Raw genomic sequence first — 18,541 nt, 5'->3', positions numbered from 1 at the left:
ACCTCCCAAGACATCCCAAGGACGCTTCATGTCTCTGTTTACCGCCGTCGAAATGGCCCCCCGCGACCCCATCCTGGGTCTGAACGAGCAGTTCGCTGCCGACACCAACCCCAGCAAGGTGAATCTGGGCGTGGGCGTGTACTTCGACGACAACGGCAAGTTGCCCCTGCTCGAATGCGTGCAGGCCGCCGAGAAGGCGATGATGGACAAGCCCACGGCCCGCGGCTACCTGCCCATCGACGGCATCGCTGCCTATGATGCCGCAGTCAAGGGCCTGGTGTTCGGCGCCGAGTCCGACGTCGTCAAGTCCGGCCGCGTGTCCACGGTGCAGGCCATCGGCGGCACCGGCGGCCTGAAGATCGGCGCCGACTTCCTCAAGAAGATCAGCCCCGCCGCCAAGGTGCTGATCTCCGACCCGAGCTGGGAAAACCACAAGGCCATCTTCACCAATGCAGGCTTCGAAGTGGGCACCTATGCCTACTACGACGCGGTCAACCGCAAGGTGAACTTCGAAGGCATGCTGGCCGACCTGAACGCAGCGGCCGCCGGCACCATCGTGGTGCTGCACGCCTGCTGCCACAACCCGACCGGCTATGACATCACAGCCGAGCAGTGGGACCAGGTGATCGCCGCCGTCAAGGCCAAGGGTCTGGTGGCCTTCCTCGACATGGCCTACCAGGGCTTTGGCCACGGGATTGCCGAAGACGGCGCCGTGATCGGCAAGTTCGTGGCCGCCGGCCTGAACATCTTCGTCTCGACCTCGTTCTCCAAGAGCTTCAGCCTGTACGGCGAGCGCGTGGGCGCGCTGTCGGTGGTGGCCAACGACAAGGAAGAAGCGGCCCGCGTGCTGAGCCAGCTCAAGATCGTCATCCGCACCAACTACTCCAACCCGCCCACCCATGGTGGCGCCGTGGTGGCCGCCGTGCTGAACAACCCCGAGCTGCGCGCCCTGTGGGAAAAGGAACTGGGCGAGATGCGCGTGCGCATCAAGGCCATGCGCCAGAAGCTGGTTGACGGCCTGAAGGCTGCCGGTGTCCAGCAGGACATGGGCTTCATCACCACCCAGATCGGCATGTTCAGCTACTCCGGCCTGAGCAAGGACCAGATGGTGCGCCTGCGCACCGAGTTCGGCGTCTACGGCACGGATACGGGCCGCATGTGCGTGGCCGCGCTGAACAGCAAGAACATCGACTACGTCTGCCAGTCGATCGCCAAGGTGGTCTGACCCCCACCCCGGCTGCCCGGCCATGCGCCGGGTTTGCAGACATGCCGCCAACGGTGCATTGCCCTGGCGGCATTTTCTTTTTCCGGGCGGCTTTTGCATCCTCACCGTCCGGTATGCGCCAGGCCCTGGGAGGCATGGATGCGATCATGCGTGCAGTTGAAACACCGAATGCACAACGAGACGCTCCATTCCCATGCCCGATCACGCGCCTCCTGAACCCATTGCGCTACACGCGCCCCTCTCGTCTTCCCCCACCAACGGGCTGCCGTTGTCGGGCGTGCGCATCCTGAGTCTGGCCCTGAATCTACCCGGCCCCGCCGCCCTGATGCGCTGTGCCGCCATGGGCGCGCAGTGCAGCAAGCTGGAGCCTCCGTCTGTACAGCCCGCATCGGGCGGTGCAGCCGGTGCAGCCGGTGCAGCCGGTGCAGCCGGTGTGGCCGGTGCAGACCCGATGGCGCACTACAGCCCGCAAGCCTATGCCGACATGCACCAGGGCATTGCGGTCTGGCAGGCACAGCTCAAAAGCGAGGAAGGACAGGCGGCGCTGCACGATGCGCTGGATGCGGCCGACATCCTGCTCACCTCGTTCCGCCCCGCCGCACTGGCCAAGCTGGGGCTGGACTGGGCGTCGTTGCAGCAGCGCCATCCGCAGCTGTCGCTGGTGCGCATCGTCGGCAGCGCGGGAGCCCTGGCCGATGTGCCGGGCCATGACCTGACCTACCAGGCCGAGGCGGGGCTGGTACAGGGCGGCGCCATGCCACCCAGCCTGTTTGCCGACATGGCCGGTGCGCTGATGGCCAGCGAAGCCGTGCTCAAGGCCTGGCTGCTGCGCCAGCGCAGCGGCCACGGCAGTCTCCAGGAAACAGGCCTGGCCCAGGCCGCGCAGTGGCTGGCTTTGCCCTGGCATTGGGGCCTGACCCGGCCCGATGGCGATGTGGGCGGCGCGCACGCAGGCTATCGCGTCTACGCCTGCGCCGATGGATCGGTGGCCGTGGCGGCCCTGGAGCCGCATTTCGCGGCCCGCCTGTGCGCCGTGGCGTCGGTGAATGGTGATGGCAGCATCGCCAGCATGCGCAGCCCCGCCATGCATGCAGCCCTGCAAGCCTTCCTGGCCCCCTTGTCCTGCGCCGAGCTGGCAGACCTGGCCGAGCAGCACGATCTGCCCCTGCATCCTCTTCCCGGCCAACCCCAGGCACGGCCTCGCTTGTAGGCGGACACCTAAAAGCACCACCTGTCCGCAACCTACAAGCCGCGCAGGTCATGGCTGGCCGCAGTATGCGGGCATGCTGCGGCCAATGACCCTCTTTACCGTAATAGCCCGCTCCTCTTAAATCGGAGTTGCGCATACAACCGGACAACCCGAACACATCTGGAAACACCCATAATCGGCTTATCTGGAGGCAGCCCCATGGTTCGAGAACATCCATCAACCGCCCGGATATCCGGGACGCGTCAGCCACCCAGCCATACGGCGCCAGTTCTGCGGCGCATTGGCGCCAGCGCCTGAGCCGCCCACACGGCCAACCCTCCCCTGCTCCACCCATGCAAAGCCAGCCCCCAGCCCATGTGCCGGTACTGCAGCTGGTGCAGCGCATCTGGCCCCTGGTGCTGGTGGTCGTGGTGCTGGTGGTCATGGCCAGCGGCAGCCTGTACCTTGTGTCTGCCGTGCGCGCCTTCGTGGCCGGAGAAAGCCTGTGGTCCAAGGCACAGAAGGACGCCATCTACGCCCTGAGCCGCTATGTGGACAGCGGCTCGGCGCGCGACATGGCGCGCTTCGAGCAGGCCATGGCCATTCCCGCGGGCGACTGGCAGGCGCGCATGGCGCTGGACGATGTGCCAGCCAGGGTCAAGGATGCGCGTGCCGGCATTCTTCTGGGAGGCAACCATCCTGACGATGCCGAGGCGCTGATCTGGCTCATGCAGACCTTCCGCCATGTCGAGCTTCTGGAAGAGCCTTATCGCTACTGGAAACAAGGCGATCAGTATCTGCAGCAGCTCGACAGGCTGGCCCAGGAGATAGAGCAGCGCCACGCCGTGGGCAGCGTCAGCGCCGAGGACGCCATCACCTGGAAACGCGAGATCGAGCAGATCAACGCCGGCGTCACACCGGCCACCCAGCAGTTCAGCGCCTCGCTGGGCCGCAGTTCACGGCAGATGGTGATGTGGCTGCAGGGCATCCATCTGGTGCTGGGCGTGGCGCTGATCCTGGTGGCGCTCTGGCATACGCGGCGCATGCTGCAGCAGCGCCAGCAGGTGCAAAACGACCTGCTGACGGAAAAGGAAAGGGCCCAGACCACGCTGGCCTCGCTGGGGGACGCCGTGATCACCACGGACGCCCAGGGCGTGGTGGACTATGCCAACCCCGCCGCGCTGGGCCTGCTGGGCAGCAGCGAGCAGCAGCTCAAGGGCCAGCACCTGGCCAAGGGCCTGCATTTCAACAGCATTGACACCACCCAGACCGCGGAAAGCCTGCTGGCCCATTTGCTGTCGGGCCAGCAACTGCGCGAGGAGCACACGCGCTGGCTGCGGCGCCATGACCGCAGCATCGTGCCGGTCAAGCTCATGGGGTCGGCCATCAGCGGCGGCGGGGAGCGCCCGGCCGGTGCGGTGATCGTGCTCAGGGATGTCTCGCGCGAGCAGCAGTACCTGGACCAACTGTCTTGGCATGCCAGCCACGACGGGCTGACCGGGCTGGAGAACCGCGTCGAGTTCGAGCGCCGGCTGCAGCGCCTGCTCAACCAGGGCCAGCACAGGCTGCGGCCCTCGGCCGTGCTGTACATGGACCTGGACCAGTTCAAGCTCATCAACGAGACCTGTGGCCACCCGGCGGGCGACGAGATGCTGTGCGAGGTCAGCCGCCTGCTGCTGCACAACCTGCGCGAGACCGACACCCTCGCGCGGCTGGGCGGAGATGAATTCGGCGTTCTTCTGGAGAACTGCCCGCCCGAGCCCGCCCTGCGCATTGCCGAGAAGCTGCGCCAGGCGACCGAGGCCCTGCACGTGCACTGGGGCAAGCAGGTGCTGCGCACGGGGCTGAGCATCGGCCTGGTGCACATCGGCGGCGAGGTCCAGTCGGCCCAGGACCTGCTGCGCATGGCCGACATGGCCTGCTACCGCGCCAAGGAGCGCGGCCGCAACCGCATCTACGTCTACCGCAGCGACGATGGCGAGTACACCCGCCACGTCAGCGAGATGGAATGGGTGACACGCATACGCATGGCGCTGGAGCAGGAGCGCTTTTGCCTGTACGCCCAAAGCATTGCGCCGCTGCAGCCCGACGGCCAGCGGGGCCTGCATTTCGAGGTGCTGCTGCGGCTGCGCGACGAGCAGGGCCAGATCATCTCGCCGGCCACCTTCATTCCCGCGGCCGAGCGCTACGGCATCATGCCCACGGTGGACCGCTGGGTGATCGCCAGAACGCTGGCCACGCTGGCCCAGCATCCGGCCGCACTGCGCCACATCGACACCTGCGCCATCAACCTGTCAGGCCCCAGCCTGGATGACGACGGGCTGCTGGACTTCGTGCAGAAACAGCTGAGCACGCATGGCATTGCGCCGCAGCTGCTGTGCTTCGAGATCACAGAGACCAGCGCCATCGCCAGCCTGTCCAGTGCCACCAGGCTGATCCAGGCCCTGCGCACCCTGGGCTGCCGCTTTGCACTGGACGACTTTGGCGTGGGCATGTCCTCGCTGACCTATCTGAAGCAGCTGCCCGTGGACTATCTGAAGATTGACGGCGGCTTTGTGCGCGACATGCTCCAGGACCCCAGCAACCACGCCATGGTGGAGATGATCAACCGCATAGGCCACATTCTGGGCAAGCGCACCGTGGCCGAGTATGTGGAAACCCGCGAGATCGCCCAGGCCCTTCAGGCCGTGGGCGTGGACTATGCACAGGGCTTTGCCCTGGCACGGCCCGTGCCGCTGGACACGCATTACTTTGAAAGCGGCGCCCAGGCCGCCCGCCGCGAATGGCAGGGCACGCTGGCGCCGGCCGCCAGCTAGAAGCGAAGTCGCGTCAGCGCGGCTTGCGACCGCCCGGCGCCGCCTTGCGGCCCGAACCGGCAGCGCCCGCAGAACGGGAAGGACCACCCACACCGGGGCGCGGCGGCAGGCCCGTGTGCTGGGTCAGCATGCGGCCCGGCTGGGGCTGGCTGGAACGGAAACGCACATCGCCCGCAGGCTCGCGCGACTCTGCCAGCACCTTGCCCGGCCCGGCATTCTTGCCGCCGGCCTTGTTGAGGGCGTAGGCCTTGCCTTGCTGGGATACCACGGCACGTGCGGCCACGCCCGTGCCCTGCGTGCTGTTCTTGCGGCGCGCGCTCTGGTAGCCGCCATCCACCAGGGGCTGGAAGGTGGGGATGAGGTGCTGCTTGCCGTTGCCGATGAGGTCGGCACGGCCCATGGCCTTCAAGGCCTCGCGCAGCAGCGGCCAGTTGTTCGGGTCGTGGTAGCGCAGAAAGGCCTTGTGCAGGCGTCGGCGCTTTTCACCGCGCACGATGTCCACTGACTCCTCGTTCACGTCGCGCATCTCGCGGCGCACCTTGGTCAGCGTGTTGCGGCCCGAGTGGTACATGGCCGTGGCCGTGGCCATGGGGCTGGGATAGAAGGTCTGCACCTGGTCGGCGCGGAATCCGTTCTTCTTCAGCCAGATGGCGAGGTTCATCATGTCCTCGTCGCTGGTGCCCGGGTGGGCCGCGATGAAGTACGGAATCAGGTACTGCTTCTTGCCCGCTTCCTCGCTGAACTGCTCGAACATCTGCTTGAAGCGGTCATAGCTGCCGATGCCAGGCTTCATCATCTTGGTCAGCGGCCCGGACTCGGTGTGCTCAGGCGCGATCTTCAGATAGCCGCCCACATGGTGCTGCACCAGCTCCTTGACGTACTCGGGCGACTTCACGGCCAAGTCGTAGCGCAGGCCCGAGCCGATCAGGATCTTCTTGATGCCCGGCAGATTGCGCGCGCGGCGGTAGATCTTGACCAGCGGGGCGTGGTCGGTGTGCAGGTTCTGGCAGATGCCGGGGAACACGCAGCTGGGCTTGCGGCAGGCGGCCTCGATCTCGGGGCTCTTGCAGCCCAGGCGGTACATGTTGGCCGTGGGGCCGCCCAGGTCGGAGATGGTGCCGGTGAAGCCCTTGACCTTGTCGCGGATGTCCTCGACCTCCTGGATGATGGACTCCTCGGAACGGCTCTGGATGATGCGGCCCTCATGCTCGGTGATGGAGCAGAAGGTGCAGCCGCCAAAGCAGCCACGCATGATATTGACCGAGGTGCGGATCATCTCCCAGGCCGGGATCTTGGTCTCGCCTTCATGGCTGCCGCTGGCGTCGGCATAGCTGGGATGGGGGCTGCGCGCATAGTGCAGGCCGAAGACCCAGTCCATCTCGGCCGTGGTCAGCGGAATGGGGGGCGGGTTCAGCCACACATCGCGCGCGGTCACGCCCTCGCCGTGGGCCTGGACCAGGGCGCGGGCGTTGCCGGGGTTGGTCTCCAGGTGCAGCACGCGGTTGGCGTGTGCGTAGAGGATGGGATCGGCCTTGACCTGTTCGTAGCTGGGCAGGCGCAGCACGGTCTTGTCGCGCGGCGGCTGCTTGCCCTTGCCGCGCAGCGACGGGTTGGGCACGAACTGGATGGTCTGAACGGCGGCGACCGAGGCACCGTCCGGCTTCGCGGCGGCATCACCCTCTTCCTTGGAGCAGGTCTGGCCCTGGGCCTCGGCCTGCTCGCTGGTGGTCATGTAGGGGTTGATGTGGGGCTCGACCACGCCGGGCTCGTCCACCACGGAGGAGTCCAGCTCGAACCAGCCCGCTTCCGACTCGCGGCGGAAGAAGGCCGTGCCGCGCACATCGGTAATGCTCTCCACGGGCTCGCGCGCGGCCAGGCGGTGGGCCACCTCGACCAGGGCGCGTTCGGCGTTGCCGTACAGCAGGATGTCGCACTTGCTGTCCACCACGATGGAGCGGCGCACCTTGTCGCTCCAGTAGTCGTAGTGGGCGATGCGGCGCAGGCTGCCCTCGATGCCGCCGAGCACGATGGGCACGTCCTTGTATGCCTCACGGCAGCGCTGGCTGTAGACAATGGCCGCGCGGTCAGGGCGCTTGCCGCCCACGTCGCCCGGCGTGTAGGCATCGTCGGAGCGGATTTTGCGATCGGCCGTGTAGCGGTTGATCATCGAATCCATGTTGCCCGCCGTCACGCCCCAGAACAGGTTGGGACGGCCCAGAGCCTTGAAGGCCTCGGCGCTTTGCCAGTCGGGCTGGGCGATGATGCCCACGCGAAAGCCCTGCGCCTCCAGCACCCGGCCGATCACCGACATGCCGAAGCTGGGGTGATCCACATAGGCATCGCCCGTCACCAGGATCACGTCGCAGCTGTCCCAGCCAAGCTGGTCCATCTCGGCCCGGCTCATCGGCAGAAACGGGGCCGTGCCGAAGCGCTTGGCCCAGTACGGTCGGTAGCTGGTCAGCGGCTTGGCAGCGCGATGGAAAAAGGAAACGTCAACGGGGGCGTTCATGATGGGCGGTTCGGCTTCTGGGAGCCTGTGCGGAAGGAACCGGCCAGTGTACGTTTCGGCACTCAACCCTGCTGGCTAAGGGTCTTGCTCCAGCCCCCTGATACGGCCTTCCTGCTGCTGCCAGCCCGACCTCTTCGCTGCCTCCTGCGCCAGATAGGCCTTGGGCGTATGCCCGGACCAGCGGCGGAAGGCCCGCGCAAACACCTTGGGAGAGTCGTAGCCCGCGTTCTCTGCGATGCGGGCCGATGACAGCCCGCCGGCCTCCATCTGCTGGGCGGCCAGCGCCATGCGGTGCGCCGTCAGGTAGCCGATGGGGGTGGCGCCCACCAGCTGCTTGAAACGCATGCTGAAGCGGGTGCGCGACATGCCGGCCTCGGCCGCCAGCGTCTCCACGCTCCAGCTGCGCTGCGGCTCCCGGTGCATGCAGACGATGGCGCGGGCAATGCAGGCATCGCCCAGACCCCGCAGCCAGCCTTCACCCACGGCGGCCTCGCGCGCCAGGTGCTCGCGCAGGATGTTGACCAGCAAAAGCTCGCCCATGCGCGCGGCCGACAGGCGCCAGCCCGGTCGCCGCGCCAGCGTCTCCAGCGTGAGCGACTGCATGGTGGCGGCCAGGCAATCGGCCAGCGGCAGATCGCTTGCACGGATGTGGATGAGCGGCGGCAGGATGCGAAACACCGAATGCCGGCAATAGGCTGAAAACCACAGCAGGGCCGAAAACATGTCGGTCGCCTCGCCCCCGCCGCCATGGCTGAAGACCAGCGGATTCTCGTCCTGGGGGCCTTCGGCATGGCGGGAGATCAGCCGCGAGAACAGCTCGCAGGCCGTGCCCAGGTCCGAGGCCACCACATGTGCCGCGCCCATGGGCAGCATGACCAGATCGCCCGGCTCGACCCGCAGCGGCTGCATGCCCTCCACCTGTATCCAGTAGGGCGCGCCGCGCGCCATGCGGATCATGGCGCCCGTGACGCCCGTGGACTTCAGGCTCCACGGCGCCGTCAGCGCAAAACGCGCCGTCACGGCGCGCTCTGACCGGCAAATATCGAGAACTTCGCTCAGCACATCCATGGGGTCGTGGCATCCTTGATTCCGGGCCGATGTTAGCCAGCGCCGGCCACGCAACCACCCGGCAGGGCTAGCTGTTTACCCTAGGCTGGAGATCCTGCTGCGCCGCCTGCACCAGCTCGGAGAACTGCCGGGCGCTGCCCAGCCGCTCGGCCGCCAGCAGCGCCAGCTTGACCAGAAACAGCTCGGACTGCTGCGGGCCTGCCGCGTCAATGGCAGTGGCCAGTTGGTCGTAGACGGCCTCCAGACCGGCGATATCCAGGGTGCCGGGCGATTCAAGCGTGTCGGGCGATGTGTGTGCTTGGCTCATGCCTGGGCTCCTTGCGTGCAGGTGGCGTTGTCGAGTGCGGATTGCAGGCGCCGCGCATCCAGCGCCAGCCAGCGTGCGCAGACATGCTGGTCAGGCCGCAGCAGGTAGGCGGCGCCAGAAGGTGGGTCGGCAGGCACGCCATGGCGTTCGCGGCAGCGGCCCCGACTATCGGAAAGGGTCAGGTCAGCGCCCTGAACTGGCTGCGGCTCCGCTTGGCTGGAGATGGCCACGATGCGCAGGCCCACGCCGCGGCCGCGCACCACGCGGGCAACCTCGCTCAACGCGGGCGGCACGGCCGAGCCATCGGTGAAATACAGCAGGTCGAAGCCGCCGCCCAGGTGGTCCAGCAGATAGTCGTCCGGCGCCAGGCACACGTTCTGCGGCGGCGCGCCATGGGCGGGGCCGCCATTGAACAAATGGTTGTCGTCGTCCCTGCTGTTGAGGGGCGAGCGGGCGTACTCATGGGGGCGAGATGTACGCCAGTGGTACAGCGGGCGCACGAAGGCCTGGGTAAGCGACAGCGACAGCACGGCATCGCGCAGCAGCCGGAAGCCGCGCGAAGGCGGCGCCATGAAGCGCGTGCTCTTGCCGGCCTCTTCGACAATCTCGCGTGCCGCGCCCACGCGCTCGCTGCTGTAGCTGTCCAGCAAGCGGGCCGGCGCCACGCCGCGCGCCACCAGGGCCAGGCGCCAGGCCAGGGCCTGGGCGTCCTGGAAACCGGTGTTGGCGCCGCGCACCCCGAAGATGGGCAGCAGGTGGGCCGCATCGCCCGCGAAGACCACGCGGCCGTGCACGTAGTCGGGCAAGGTCAGCGCGCGCGCCGAGTAGACCGAGCTCCAGTCCATCTCCCAGGGCGTGCCGCCAAAGCCGATCATCTCCAGTTGCGCGTCGATGCGCGCCTTGAGCGATTCGGGCTGCAGTGCCTGCTGCGGATCTTCGCCCGCAGGCAACTGGTAGTCCACGCGCCAGATGCCGTGCGGCTCGCGGTGCATGAGGATGGTGTTGCCGGGGTTCCACACCGGATCGAAGAAGGCCAGGCGCTCGGTGGGCAGCGGTAGGTCGATGCGGATGTCGGCAATCACGAAGCGGCCTTCGTATGACGCCCCTTCCATGACCAGGCCCATGGCCGTGCGTATGCCCGAGCGTGCGCCATCGGCTGCGACCAGCCAGTCGGCTTCCAGCGCATACGGCCCCTCGGGCGTGTCCACCTGAAGCCGCGCTTTTGCAGCGGCGCCTTCGCCAGCCTGCTCCACCCGCTCCACGCGGTTGCCCCAACGCAACTCGATCATCGGATGGGCCAGCACGGCATCGACCAGGTACTCCTCCAGGTACTGCTGCTGCAGGTTGGTCATGGGGAAGAAGCGGTCGTCCTCGCTGTGCGGTGCTTCCATGCGAAACACGCGCTGGCCCCGGTAGAAGGAGTTGCCAAAGCGCCATGGCAGCCCGCTCTCGCTGACCCGCCCGGCCACGCCCACCTGCTGGAGGATCTCCATGGAGCGGCGCGTGAAGACGATGGCGCGGCTGCCTTCGGATACCTGCAGCTCGGACTCCAGCAGCACGCATCGCTGCCCGTGGCGCGCCAGCTCCAGTGCCGTGGTCAGGCCTACCGGCCCCGTTCCGACGATGACGACGGGGTGCCGCTGCACCCCCGGATGCTCCGATGGCAGCCAGGGCCGATGCACCTGGTAGCGGTAGTAGATGGACTGCCTGGGCTGGGCATGGGGCTGGTGCATGGGGGTCTCCGTCGTGCGTCTTGTTCAGGGCGCAGTGTAGGCAGCACCGGCCATGGCGATGTCCCCAGATGGGGACAGACTGCGGCGCCCGCCTCCGGGGCTCAGGACAGCGCCTCGGGCGCCATCAACAAGGCAAACAGCTCACGCTGCCCCTGCACGCCCAGTTTGGCGCAGACCCGCTTGAGATAGGTTCGCGCGCTGGACACGGTGATGCCCAGGCGCTGCGCCAGCCGCTCGGCATCAAGCCCCTCGATCACGCAGCGCACCACGTCCAGATCGCGCTGCGTGAGATGGGCAAAGCGCCCGGCCAGGCGCGCCAGCACCAGCCCCGCCAGATCGTCCTGCAGCGCCTGGCCCGCATAGTGCAGGCGCATGGCCTGCATGACCAGGGGCGCAAAGGCTTCGATGCGTGCGATGGACTGCGCATCAAGGCAGCCGTGCTCCTCGCCCCGGTACAGGTTCACCGCCAGCCACCGTGCGCCAGGCTGCAGGGTCAGCAACGAGAGCCGCTCCACCAGGCGCGGCAACCCATAGCAGACATGGCGGTACTCGGGATGGCTGACATCGCAGGGGCGCTGGCGGTGCAGCCAGACGCGCGCGGGAGCCTGGGGGTCGCGCTGCTGCCGCGCAAGTTCCGCCTGCATCACGCGCTGTGCGCCGTCGAGCGGATAGAAGCGCTCGCTGTAGTCCTGCGAAATCATGGGCAGCGCCCCCGTGCGTGCCCGGTCGCCAAAACCCACGATGCGCGGACGTGATCGCCCCTGGAACGAGAAGATGGTGCACTGCGCCAGCGGCACGTGCCGGCCCAGCAAATGCAGCAGCTGCCCGGCCACCTCGTCGCTGCTGGCGCTGGAGCGGCCCACCTGCTCCAGCAGCGCCGTCACATCGCCCAGGGGCACGGGCAGGCTGGCGTCGCTGGCGGAGGCAGGCGCCAGCAGCCAATGGCTGCGCCCTGTGTCAGTGCTCATGGTTCCTGCAGGAATGCAAAAAGGCCGGCGCTTCGCGCAGCCGGCCTGGGTGGGTATGTGGAACTGGAAATGATAAATCCAGCGCAGCGAGGCAAGAGCCTGCTGCGCCTGGTTCGCGGTCTGTTCGCTTGAGGGTCACCGCCTGTCGGCGGGCCGCTGCACGGTCCAGCCGGACCTGACAGCACTGATGCCGCTGCAGGCCCTTGGCCAGGCGGCACCTGCCATCACCATTCGCCGACGTTGCGGATGCGCTGGTCCAGATCCAGAGGAATGCCGCCGCCAGCGGCTTCATGGTCCTGACCAGCTTGCTCCAGCGCCATGGGCGGGGGACTGAAATGATCGCGGCCAAAGGTGTGTTCGGTGAGAACGGGATCGCGGGAAGGTGGGGTGTTCATGGTTGCGCCTCCTTGACAGAAAGCTTACTGCGAATCTTTCACGATTTCTGTAGGACAAACCTGGATGCAACCCTCTGAAGCTGAAATAACACAAGGTACGCATGCTCACAAATGTGTAGCGCTTCGTAATAAAGGCGTAATGAATCCATGCGCCAAACCCCGGGCCAGGAACGATCGGGTAAGCTTGCCGCCCTCCATGCCACAGACACTCCGCGCGCCCGCGCACAGCGAACTCATCATCAAGAAAAGCCGCTTCATCGGTTGCGTGCAGCCGATGGCCGACCGCGCCAGCGCCCAGGCGGTGGTCGATGCGCTATGGCGCGAGCACCCCGGCGCCGCCCATGTCTGCTGGGCGCTGCTGGCAGGCGGCCAGTCGGCAGCCGTCGATGACGGCGAGCCCAGCGGCACGGCAGGCCGCCCCATGCTGGACGTGCTGCGCCACCAGGACCTGGAAGGCGTGCTGGCCACCGTGGTGCGCTACTTCGGCGGCGTCAAGCTGGGCGCAGGCGGCCTGGTGCGCGCCTACACCGATGCCGTGGCCCAGGCCCTGCTGACCGCCGAGAAAGTGACACTGCAGCGCATGCAATCGCTGCGCTGCGCCGTGCCCTATGCGCTGGAAGGCCTGGTGCGCCGCGAGATCGATGCAGCAGGCGCCGAGCTGCTCCAGGTCGAGCATGGATCGCTGGTGCAGTTCGATCTGCGCCTGCCGCAGTCGCAGGCTGAAGGCTTTGTGAGCCGCCTCAACGAGAGCGGTCAAGGACGCGTGGGCTGGATGGAAGTCCACCCCGGCGAATGAGATGCGCCGGGCTCAAGCAGTTCAACCGGCCACCAGAAACCGCTGCGCCAGCAGCACCCAATAGGCGGCGCCCACGGCGATGTTGTCGTCGTTGAAGTCATAGCCCGGGTTGTGCACCATGCAGGCGCCTTGCTCGCTTCCCTCGCCATTGCCAATCAGCAGATAGCTGCCTGGCACGCGCTGCAGCATGAAGGCAAAGTCTTCGCTGCCCGGCAAGGGCGGCGCCTGCAGCGTGACATGTTCCGGGCCCAGCAGCTCCAGCGCGATCTGGCGCGCGAAGTCCGTCTCCTTGGGCGTGTTGACCAGCACGGCATAGCCGGGTCGCCAGTCGAGTTGCGCCTGCACGCCGAAGCTCTCGGCCTGCGCACTCACCAGGTCGCGAACGCGCTGCTCCAGCAGCCTGCGCACATCGGCATCCAGCGCACGCACGCTCAACTCCAGCGCAGCGCTGTGGGCGATCACGTTGTTGGCCTTGCCTGCGTGGATGGCTCCCACGGTCACCACCGCCATCTGCAGCGGATCGATGTTGCGCGAGACGATGGTCTGCAAGGCCATGACGATGCTGGCGGCCGCCACGATGGGATCGGCCGTGCGGTGCGGCATGGCACCGTGCCCTCCCACGCCGGTGAGGGTGAGCGTGGCGTAGTCGGAGGACGCCATGGCTGCGCCCTCGCGCAGCGCCAACCGCCCCTGGGGCATGCCCGGCATGTTGTGCATGGCAAAGATGGCGTCGCAGGGGTGGCGCTCGAACAGCCCGTCTTCCATCATGCGCAGGGCACCGCCGCCGCCCTCCTCCGCAGGCTGGAAGATCAGCGTGAGCGTTCCGTCGAAGCCGCCGTGCTCGGCCAGATGCCGGGCCGCCGCCAGCAGCATGGCCGTATGGCCGTCATGGCCGCAGGCATGCATGACACCGGCATGCGTGCTGGCATGGGCGAATTCATTGGCCTCGGTGATGGGCAGCGCGTCCATGTCGGCGCGCAGGCCCAGGCGCCGGTGGCCGCTGCCGCGCACCAGCCGCCCCACCACGCCCGTGCCGCCCAGGCCGCGTTCCACCTCGTATCCCCATTGCTCCAGTTGCTGCGCGACCAGGGCGCTGGTGCGATGTTCCTCGAAGCCGAGCTCGGGGTGCCTGTGGATGTCGCGGCGCACATCGACGAAGGCTGCGGCCGAGCCGCGCAAAGTGTCCAGAAGGGTGTTCATGTGCGGCATCTCACTGGGGTTGCAGGCGGATGGAACGGGCAATGCTGCGGTAGCGGGCGGTCTCGGCCTCATAGAACTGCGCGGCCTCAGCCAGCGACATGGGCGCCGCGGCCAGCTGCGTCTGCAGGGCCAGTTGCTCGCGCACGCCCGGGTCCTTGAGCATGGCGCCTATCGCCTGGTGCAGCCTTTGCACCACCTCCTGCGGCGTGTCCTTGCGCACCAAAAAGCTGGTCCAGGTCTTGTAGGCGAAGTTTTTCAGCTCCCGGCCCTCACGCACCGTGGGCACATTCTTGAGCAGCTCCGATCGCTGCTCCCCCAGCTGGCCCAGGATCTTGAGCCGGCCCTGCTCGGCCAGCGCGCCCATGGCTGCGCTGTAGACGAGCACAGCGAAATCGACCTGCCCGCTGCCTATGTCCTGCAGCAGCGGCGCGTTGCCCTTGTAGGGCGCATGCATGAGTTGTATGCCGGCGTCCTGCTGCACCTTCTCCAGGATCAGGTGGTAGAGCGAGCCAATGCCGACACTGCCGTACGACAGCGGCCGGCTGGCGCTTTTGCGGGCCAGCGCGATCAGCTCATCCACGTTGCCGGCCTCCAGGTCCTTGCGGGCGACAAACACCATCACGGCCTCGGCCACGGGATGGACCAGCCGGAAATCCTCCGCCTTGAGCCGCACGGCGGCATTGGCCAGCGGCGACAGGATCACCTCGTTGGGCGAGCCCTGGAAGACGTAGTGCCCGTCGGGCGGCGCTGCCAGCACTTTCTGCGCGGCCATGGCGCCGCTCACGCCGCCCAGGTTCTCCACGATGACCTGCTGGCCCAGCGCCTTGGACAGCGGCACGCTGAAGATGCGGGCAATGGCGTCCGAAGGGCCGCCGGCCGGATAGGGAACCATCAGGCTTACGGGCCTGGAGGACGGGCTCTGCGCACAGGCCAGGCCCGCGCTCAGCAACAGGCCGGCGCCCGTCAGCCAAACGCGCTGGAACAAAAATCTCATCATGTCTCCTTGGTGGATGGCTCCGGCTCGGTCGGCCGGATACGCGGCATCCTAGAAGCCGGGTCATCGAACGTCCAATGCATTGTTGGCTGCATTAGCATGAGTTTCATGCAGACTTCAGGGCGCGAAAAATCATGACGCTGGTGCAGCTCAGGCATCTCATATCGGTGGCGCAGACCGGCTCCTTCAGCCGCTCGGCCGAGGCCATGCATCTGACACAGCCGGCCCTCAGCCGCAGCGTGCGCGCGCTGGAGCAGGAGCTGGGCATACCCTTGTTCGACCGCATCGGCCGCCACAGCGAACTCACAGCCTTCGGCCGCGAGATGCTGGGACGGGCGCGCGCCCTGGTGGCCGAGGCCGACGCGCTGCGTGACAGGGGGCGCCAATTGCGCGAGGGTGCGGCCGGCACCGTGCGTGTGGGCCTGGGATCGGGCCCCGGCGCAATATTGATGACGCCGTTCCTGCAGCACATGACCGTGCACCATCCCGGCGTGCGAACCGAGGTGGCGCGCGGCAGCACCGATCTGCTGGTGCACTCGCTACGCGAGCGCCTGCTCGATGCCCTGGTCGTGGACCTGCGCGCGCTGCGGCCCGCACCCGACCTTGCGCTGGACGTCGTGCACGAAATGCGCGCCGCCTTCATGTGCCGCACCGACCATCCACTCGCCCGCCTGCAGCGGGATCTGCGCTTCGAGGATGTGCAGCGCTACCCCGTCGCCTCCACGCCGCTGAGCGACCAGGTGGCCTGGCTGCTGGTGGAGACCTATGGCGCCACAGCACACCCGGCGCGGTTCGTCACACTGCAGTGCGAGGAGCTGCCCAGCCTCGTGGATGTTGCGCGCAACAGCGACACCGTGCTGCTGGCCGTGCGCGCCGTCGCCCCGGACCTGGCCGAACTGTCCATGGACCCGCCCATGCGCAGCACCGCCCGCTTCGGGCTGGTCACGCTGCGTCAGCGCAGCGAGGCGCCGACGCTGGCGATCCTGCGAGGGCTGATGGGGAAGTTGATGGCCGACGATGCCCCTAAGCCGGAACGGGCGCCCAGCCATGGCGGAAGGCTGGGCCGCATGGCATTGCCAGACTGATTTGATGCTGGTGATCACCCATCGACTACCCTCAATGCAAAATCGCAAGCCGGGACAACAAGCCATGTCAAATTAAATAGTTTGCACAGCCTGTTTTCAAGGCCTGGCTAATGAAATTTCCCAGAAATATGCCCCAGGCAATGAGCAGCCGTCAGCACTCTATTCCCCATAAAAATACTGCTACAAATATGATAAAAGCCATATACAGCTGAACCACCATTCGCATACGAGCTGCTATTTATCAAATTTACTGGACCATCTTCCGAAAAATAAATATTCTTCGCATGCAGCGCGGAAGAGGACATTAAAGCAATAAATACCACCATAGTGGACAATGATTTTTCATATCGAACTCTCATTTCAGCCCATTTCTCTCATCGTTTTCGAATTGATACTGACGATCAGGGAATGCACAGGTTCTGCACAAATGCATGCGTTGCCTGTGGTTGCCTTGAGCGAAAGCTCTCATCGGCCAGTTCTCTGTGGCAAGCCACCATTGCGATATCGACCCTATTCCCCACAGGCGCATTCATATCGCAAGTATGCTCATAATCTTCTCGCCATCATTAGAATTGGTATCAACTCTATATCCAAAGCCATCATGCGACGAAGCAGCTCCTTCGAGTTCGACGAATCGCCCGTTCCCCTGCCCATGATCGGAGACATCATGGAAGTTGAGCCTCCAAAAGCCTGCACTGTATTGGAGGAGGAAAAATTCTCGAATGAAATGCCGTTCGCTTGCACAGCAGGGGCCCAGAGCCCGCACACAGCGATTGCCAGTGTGGTTGCAAGTCTTGGATATCGCATCTTCATGGTATTTCCTTTATGCACGTTGTGAGATGAGGCTGCGCCTTCATGGCGTGCACAGGTTCTGCACGAAGGCATGCGAGGCCAATTGCGCGACTTCGCTCCTTCCTGTCATGTAGCAGCCATCCTGGCTCAGTGCCGAGGCCGCACTGTTCTCGCCGCCTGCGAGGGTTCCCTGGTCCACGGTGCCGCCCAAGGGGGTCCAGGTGATGGCGTGCGAACTTCCATCGGCCAGTTCGCTGTGGCCCGCCACCGTTCCGTTGTCACCGATATCCACCACACGTGCATTCATGCCGCCAGGCAGCGGAGGAATATCACGGATGACACCGGTCTGGCTGTTCCAGTAATAGGGCATGCTGCGCCCGTCTGCCAACTGGTAGTGCCCAATCACCTCGCCGAGGATGTTGAGATCGACGCCGCTGTTTCGCGCGGGCGGGGACGATATGGACAGCACCTGCGGACTGGAGGACGAGTTGAGCCAGACGACGGTGCGTCCACCTTGGGCACCGAAATCGCAGTAGCCCATGATGCGGGTATTGACGACGGTCTTTGCGCGGCAGAAGACGGCATTGAGAGGCAGGTTCAGGGCCGTGGCCATATAGCCGCCCAGAACTGCGGCAGACCAATAGACAGGACGCGGATGCCCGCTGTTGTCGGGACAGTTGCCCACGATGCCCGGCATGTTGCCGCCCACCACGAAATTGTCGACATCGGACGGCACGCAGTTGGTGCTGTTCAGGCCCAGCAGGCCCGCCGGCAGCGCGCGTGCCGTGGTTTCATTGTTGCGCCACATGACAGGGCGGGCCGTGTTGCTGCCGCTCAGGCTGACGCCTGCCACATAGCCGCCCTGGTTGAATGCCGTGGGCATGCTGCGCACATCGAGCGTCAGCGGCTGCAGTGTCTGCACCGTGGCCGGCGTGGCCGCATTCCAGAACACGCCCACGGACACCGAATTGCCGTCCAGGCAGCTGCCCACCACCTGGCCGCTGTTGGTGATGGCCGCCGCGTTGCAGTTGCGCCCCGGCGACAGGCGCACAAGGTCCGCCGCACTGCCCGGCGCCAGCGACACGAAGCCTGCGGACGAGCCGTCGCTCTCTGCACAGGCGCCCACGACATGGCCGCTGTTGTTGATGTCCAGGCCCACGCATTGCGGACCTGCCGACGTGCCCACGTCCTGCATGGGCAGGGCCTGCGCGGCCGACAGTGCCAGCAACGCAAGGCACGCAACGGAAAAATTCAAATGCTTTGGCTGAAGGCGCATGAAGGGTTCTCCTGAAAAAGCAAAGAAGTCGTTCATGGAAATCGGGCGCCGAACAGGAAATCCGCATGGGGCTTGGCATATGCGTGCCGGTGCAGACGCTATTTCCGTGATCCGCATCCCGGCCCCACGATAGGCATCGCGGTATGGAGCCGTCCATTCGAGCAGCAATCAAAACAACAAAAACAATC

The 18,541-nt window shown here is 66.1% G+C and carries 15 protein-coding genes; 6 read left to right on the top strand and 9 right to left on the bottom strand.

Annotation, left to right across the window (positions count from 1 at the left end):
* The first annotated feature begins 28 nt into the window (after positions 1–28).
* The 3 genes from DELCS14_RS13975 to DELCS14_RS13965 all read left to right on the top strand — a co-directional run bounded on the left by DELCS14_RS13975 (position 29) and on the right by DELCS14_RS13965 (position 5,230).
* Positions 29–1,225, top strand: coding sequence for an amino acid aminotransferase (locus DELCS14_RS13975; protein WP_012205827.1), 1,197 nt, complete (start codon positions 29–31; stop codon positions 1,223–1,225).
* Between the two features lie 193 nt (positions 1,226–1,418).
* The gene (locus DELCS14_RS13970) at positions 1,419–2,435 is read left to right on the top strand and encodes a CoA transferase (RefSeq protein ID WP_013802208.1); all 1,017 of its coding nucleotides are present in this window, start codon (positions 1,419–1,421) and stop codon (positions 2,433–2,435) included.
* A gap of 332 nt (positions 2,436–2,767) precedes the next feature.
* Positions 2,768–5,230, top strand: coding sequence for an EAL domain-containing protein (locus DELCS14_RS13965; RefSeq protein WP_013802207.1), 2,463 nt, complete (start codon positions 2,768–2,770; stop codon positions 5,228–5,230).
* A gap of 13 nt (positions 5,231–5,243) precedes the next feature.
* Here the strand turns inward: DELCS14_RS13965 and DELCS14_RS13960 are convergent, their stop codons facing one another.
* The 6 genes from DELCS14_RS13960 to DELCS14_RS30995 form a co-directional block, all read right to left on the bottom strand.
* Complete coding sequence (locus DELCS14_RS13960; RefSeq protein ID WP_013802206.1) at positions 5,244–7,739, bottom strand: YgiQ family radical SAM protein; 2,496 nt, start codon at positions 7,737–7,739, stop codon at positions 5,244–5,246.
* A 75-nt stretch (positions 7,740–7,814) separates the two neighbouring features.
* On the bottom strand, positions 7,815–8,807 hold the full coding sequence (locus DELCS14_RS13955) for an AraC family transcriptional regulator (protein WP_013802205.1): 993 nt from the start codon (positions 8,805–8,807) through the stop codon (positions 7,815–7,817).
* Between the two features lie 67 nt (positions 8,808–8,874).
* Positions 8,875–9,114 (bottom strand): hypothetical protein, encoded by a 240-nt coding sequence (locus DELCS14_RS13950; RefSeq protein ID WP_013802204.1) that lies wholly within the window; start codon positions 9,112–9,114, stop codon positions 8,875–8,877.
* On the bottom strand, positions 9,111–10,847 hold the full coding sequence (locus DELCS14_RS13945; RefSeq protein WP_013802203.1) for an FAD-dependent monooxygenase: 1,737 nt from the start codon (positions 10,845–10,847) through the stop codon (positions 9,111–9,113). Before DELCS14_RS13945 ends, DELCS14_RS13950 begins: the two co-directional genes overlap by 4 nt.
* A gap of 101 nt (positions 10,848–10,948) precedes the next feature.
* Positions 10,949–11,815, bottom strand: a complete 867-nt coding sequence (locus DELCS14_RS13940; RefSeq protein WP_013802202.1) for a LuxR C-terminal-related transcriptional regulator — start codon at positions 11,813–11,815, stop codon at positions 10,949–10,951.
* Positions 11,816–12,039: 224 nt separating this feature from the next.
* Positions 12,040–12,210, bottom strand: a complete 171-nt coding sequence (locus DELCS14_RS30995) for a hypothetical protein (RefSeq protein WP_012205835.1) — start codon at positions 12,208–12,210, stop codon at positions 12,040–12,042.
* 196 nt (positions 12,211–12,406) lie between these two features.
* Between DELCS14_RS30995 and DELCS14_RS13935 the strand changes: the two genes are divergently transcribed.
* Entirely contained in the window at positions 12,407–13,006 is a 600-nt protein-coding gene (locus DELCS14_RS13935; protein WP_013802201.1) for a YigZ family protein, read from the top strand.
* A 21-nt stretch (positions 13,007–13,027) separates the two neighbouring features.
* On the opposite strand, the gene DELCS14_RS13930 is transcribed toward DELCS14_RS13935, so the two are convergent.
* Both DELCS14_RS13930 and DELCS14_RS13925 read right to left on the bottom strand, forming a co-directional pair.
* Positions 13,028–14,206, bottom strand: coding sequence for a M20 aminoacylase family protein (locus DELCS14_RS13930; RefSeq protein ID WP_013802200.1), 1,179 nt, complete (start codon positions 14,204–14,206; stop codon positions 13,028–13,030).
* A 10-nt stretch (positions 14,207–14,216) separates the two neighbouring features.
* A complete protein-coding gene (locus tag DELCS14_RS13925) occupies positions 14,217–15,200 on the bottom strand; it encodes a tripartite tricarboxylate transporter substrate binding protein (RefSeq protein ID WP_013802199.1) in 984 nt (327 codons plus the stop codon).
* Positions 15,201–15,334: 134 nt separating this feature from the next.
* Here DELCS14_RS13925 and DELCS14_RS13920 point away from each other — a divergent pair, with 134 nt between their 5' ends.
* The gene (locus DELCS14_RS13920; RefSeq protein WP_013802198.1) at positions 15,335–16,285 is read left to right on the top strand and encodes a LysR family transcriptional regulator; all 951 of its coding nucleotides are present in this window, start codon (positions 15,335–15,337) and stop codon (positions 16,283–16,285) included.
* 334 nt (positions 16,286–16,619) lie between these two features.
* Entirely contained in the window at positions 16,620–17,123 is a 504-nt protein-coding gene (locus DELCS14_RS30510) for a hypothetical protein (RefSeq protein ID WP_157158267.1), read from the top strand.
* A gap of 15 nt (positions 17,124–17,138) precedes the next feature.
* Here the strand turns inward: DELCS14_RS30510 and DELCS14_RS13915 are convergent, their stop codons facing one another.
* Positions 17,139–18,353 carry a hypothetical protein gene (locus DELCS14_RS13915; RefSeq protein WP_013802197.1) on the bottom strand — a complete coding sequence of 405 codons (1,215 nt, stop codon included), beginning with the start codon at positions 18,351–18,353 and terminating at the stop codon, positions 17,139–17,141.
* Between the last annotated feature and the right edge of the window lie 188 nt (positions 18,354–18,541).

Source organism: Delftia sp. Cs1-4 (assembly GCF_000214395.1).
Classification (GTDB): Bacteria; Pseudomonadota; Gammaproteobacteria; order Burkholderiales; family Burkholderiaceae_C; genus Comamonas; species Comamonas acidovorans.
The sequence above is the reverse complement of the archived record's forward strand: the minus strand, read 5'-3'. Positions and strand labels throughout refer to the sequence as shown.

What these genes read in the sequence shown, in the direction of transcription:
- DELCS14_RS13970 (WP_013802208.1), top strand. Translation starts at nt 1,419, where the DNA reads ATGCCCGATCACGCGCCTCCTGAACCCATTGCGCTACACGCGCCCCTC.
- DELCS14_RS13965 (WP_013802207.1), top strand. Translation starts at nt 2,768, where the DNA reads ATGCAAAGCCAGCCCCCAGCCCATGTGCCGGTACTGCAGCTGGTGCAG.
- DELCS14_RS13945 (WP_013802203.1), bottom strand. Translation starts at nt 10,847, where the DNA reads ATGCACCAGCCCCATGCCCAGCCCAGGCAGTCCATCTACTACCGCTAC.
- DELCS14_RS30510 (WP_157158267.1), top strand. Translation starts at nt 16,620, where the DNA reads ATGATTTTTCATATCGAACTCTCATTTCAGCCCATTTCTCTCATCGTT.
- DELCS14_RS13960 (WP_013802206.1), bottom strand. Translation starts at nt 7,739, where the DNA reads ATGAACGCCCCCGTTGACGTTTCCTTTTTCCATCGCGCTGCCAAGCCG.
- DELCS14_RS13925 (WP_013802199.1), bottom strand. Translation starts at nt 15,200, where the DNA reads ATGAGATTTTTGTTCCAGCGCGTTTGGCTGACGGGCGCCGGCCTGTTG.
- DELCS14_RS13975 (WP_012205827.1), top strand. Translation starts at nt 29, where the DNA reads ATGTCTCTGTTTACCGCCGTCGAAATGGCCCCCCGCGACCCCATCCTG.
- DELCS14_RS13915 (WP_013802197.1), bottom strand. Translation starts at nt 18,353, where the DNA reads ATGCGCCTTCAGCCAAAGCATTTGAATTTTTCCGTTGCGTGCCTTGCG.
- DELCS14_RS30995 (WP_012205835.1), bottom strand. Translation starts at nt 12,210, where the DNA reads ATGAACACCCCACCTTCCCGCGATCCCGTTCTCACCGAACACACCTTT.
- DELCS14_RS13940 (WP_013802202.1), bottom strand. Translation starts at nt 11,815, where the DNA reads ATGAGCACTGACACAGGGCGCAGCCATTGGCTGCTGGCGCCTGCCTCC.
- DELCS14_RS13920 (WP_013802198.1), top strand. Translation starts at nt 15,335, where the DNA reads ATGACGCTGGTGCAGCTCAGGCATCTCATATCGGTGGCGCAGACCGGC.
- DELCS14_RS13930 (WP_013802200.1), bottom strand. Translation starts at nt 14,206, where the DNA reads ATGAACACCCTTCTGGACACTTTGCGCGGCTCGGCCGCAGCCTTCGTC.
- DELCS14_RS13950 (WP_013802204.1), bottom strand. Translation starts at nt 9,114, where the DNA reads ATGAGCCAAGCACACACATCGCCCGACACGCTTGAATCGCCCGGCACC.
- DELCS14_RS13935 (WP_013802201.1), top strand. Translation starts at nt 12,407, where the DNA reads ATGCCACAGACACTCCGCGCGCCCGCGCACAGCGAACTCATCATCAAG.
- DELCS14_RS13955 (WP_013802205.1), bottom strand. Translation starts at nt 8,807, where the DNA reads ATGGATGTGCTGAGCGAAGTTCTCGATATTTGCCGGTCAGAGCGCGCC.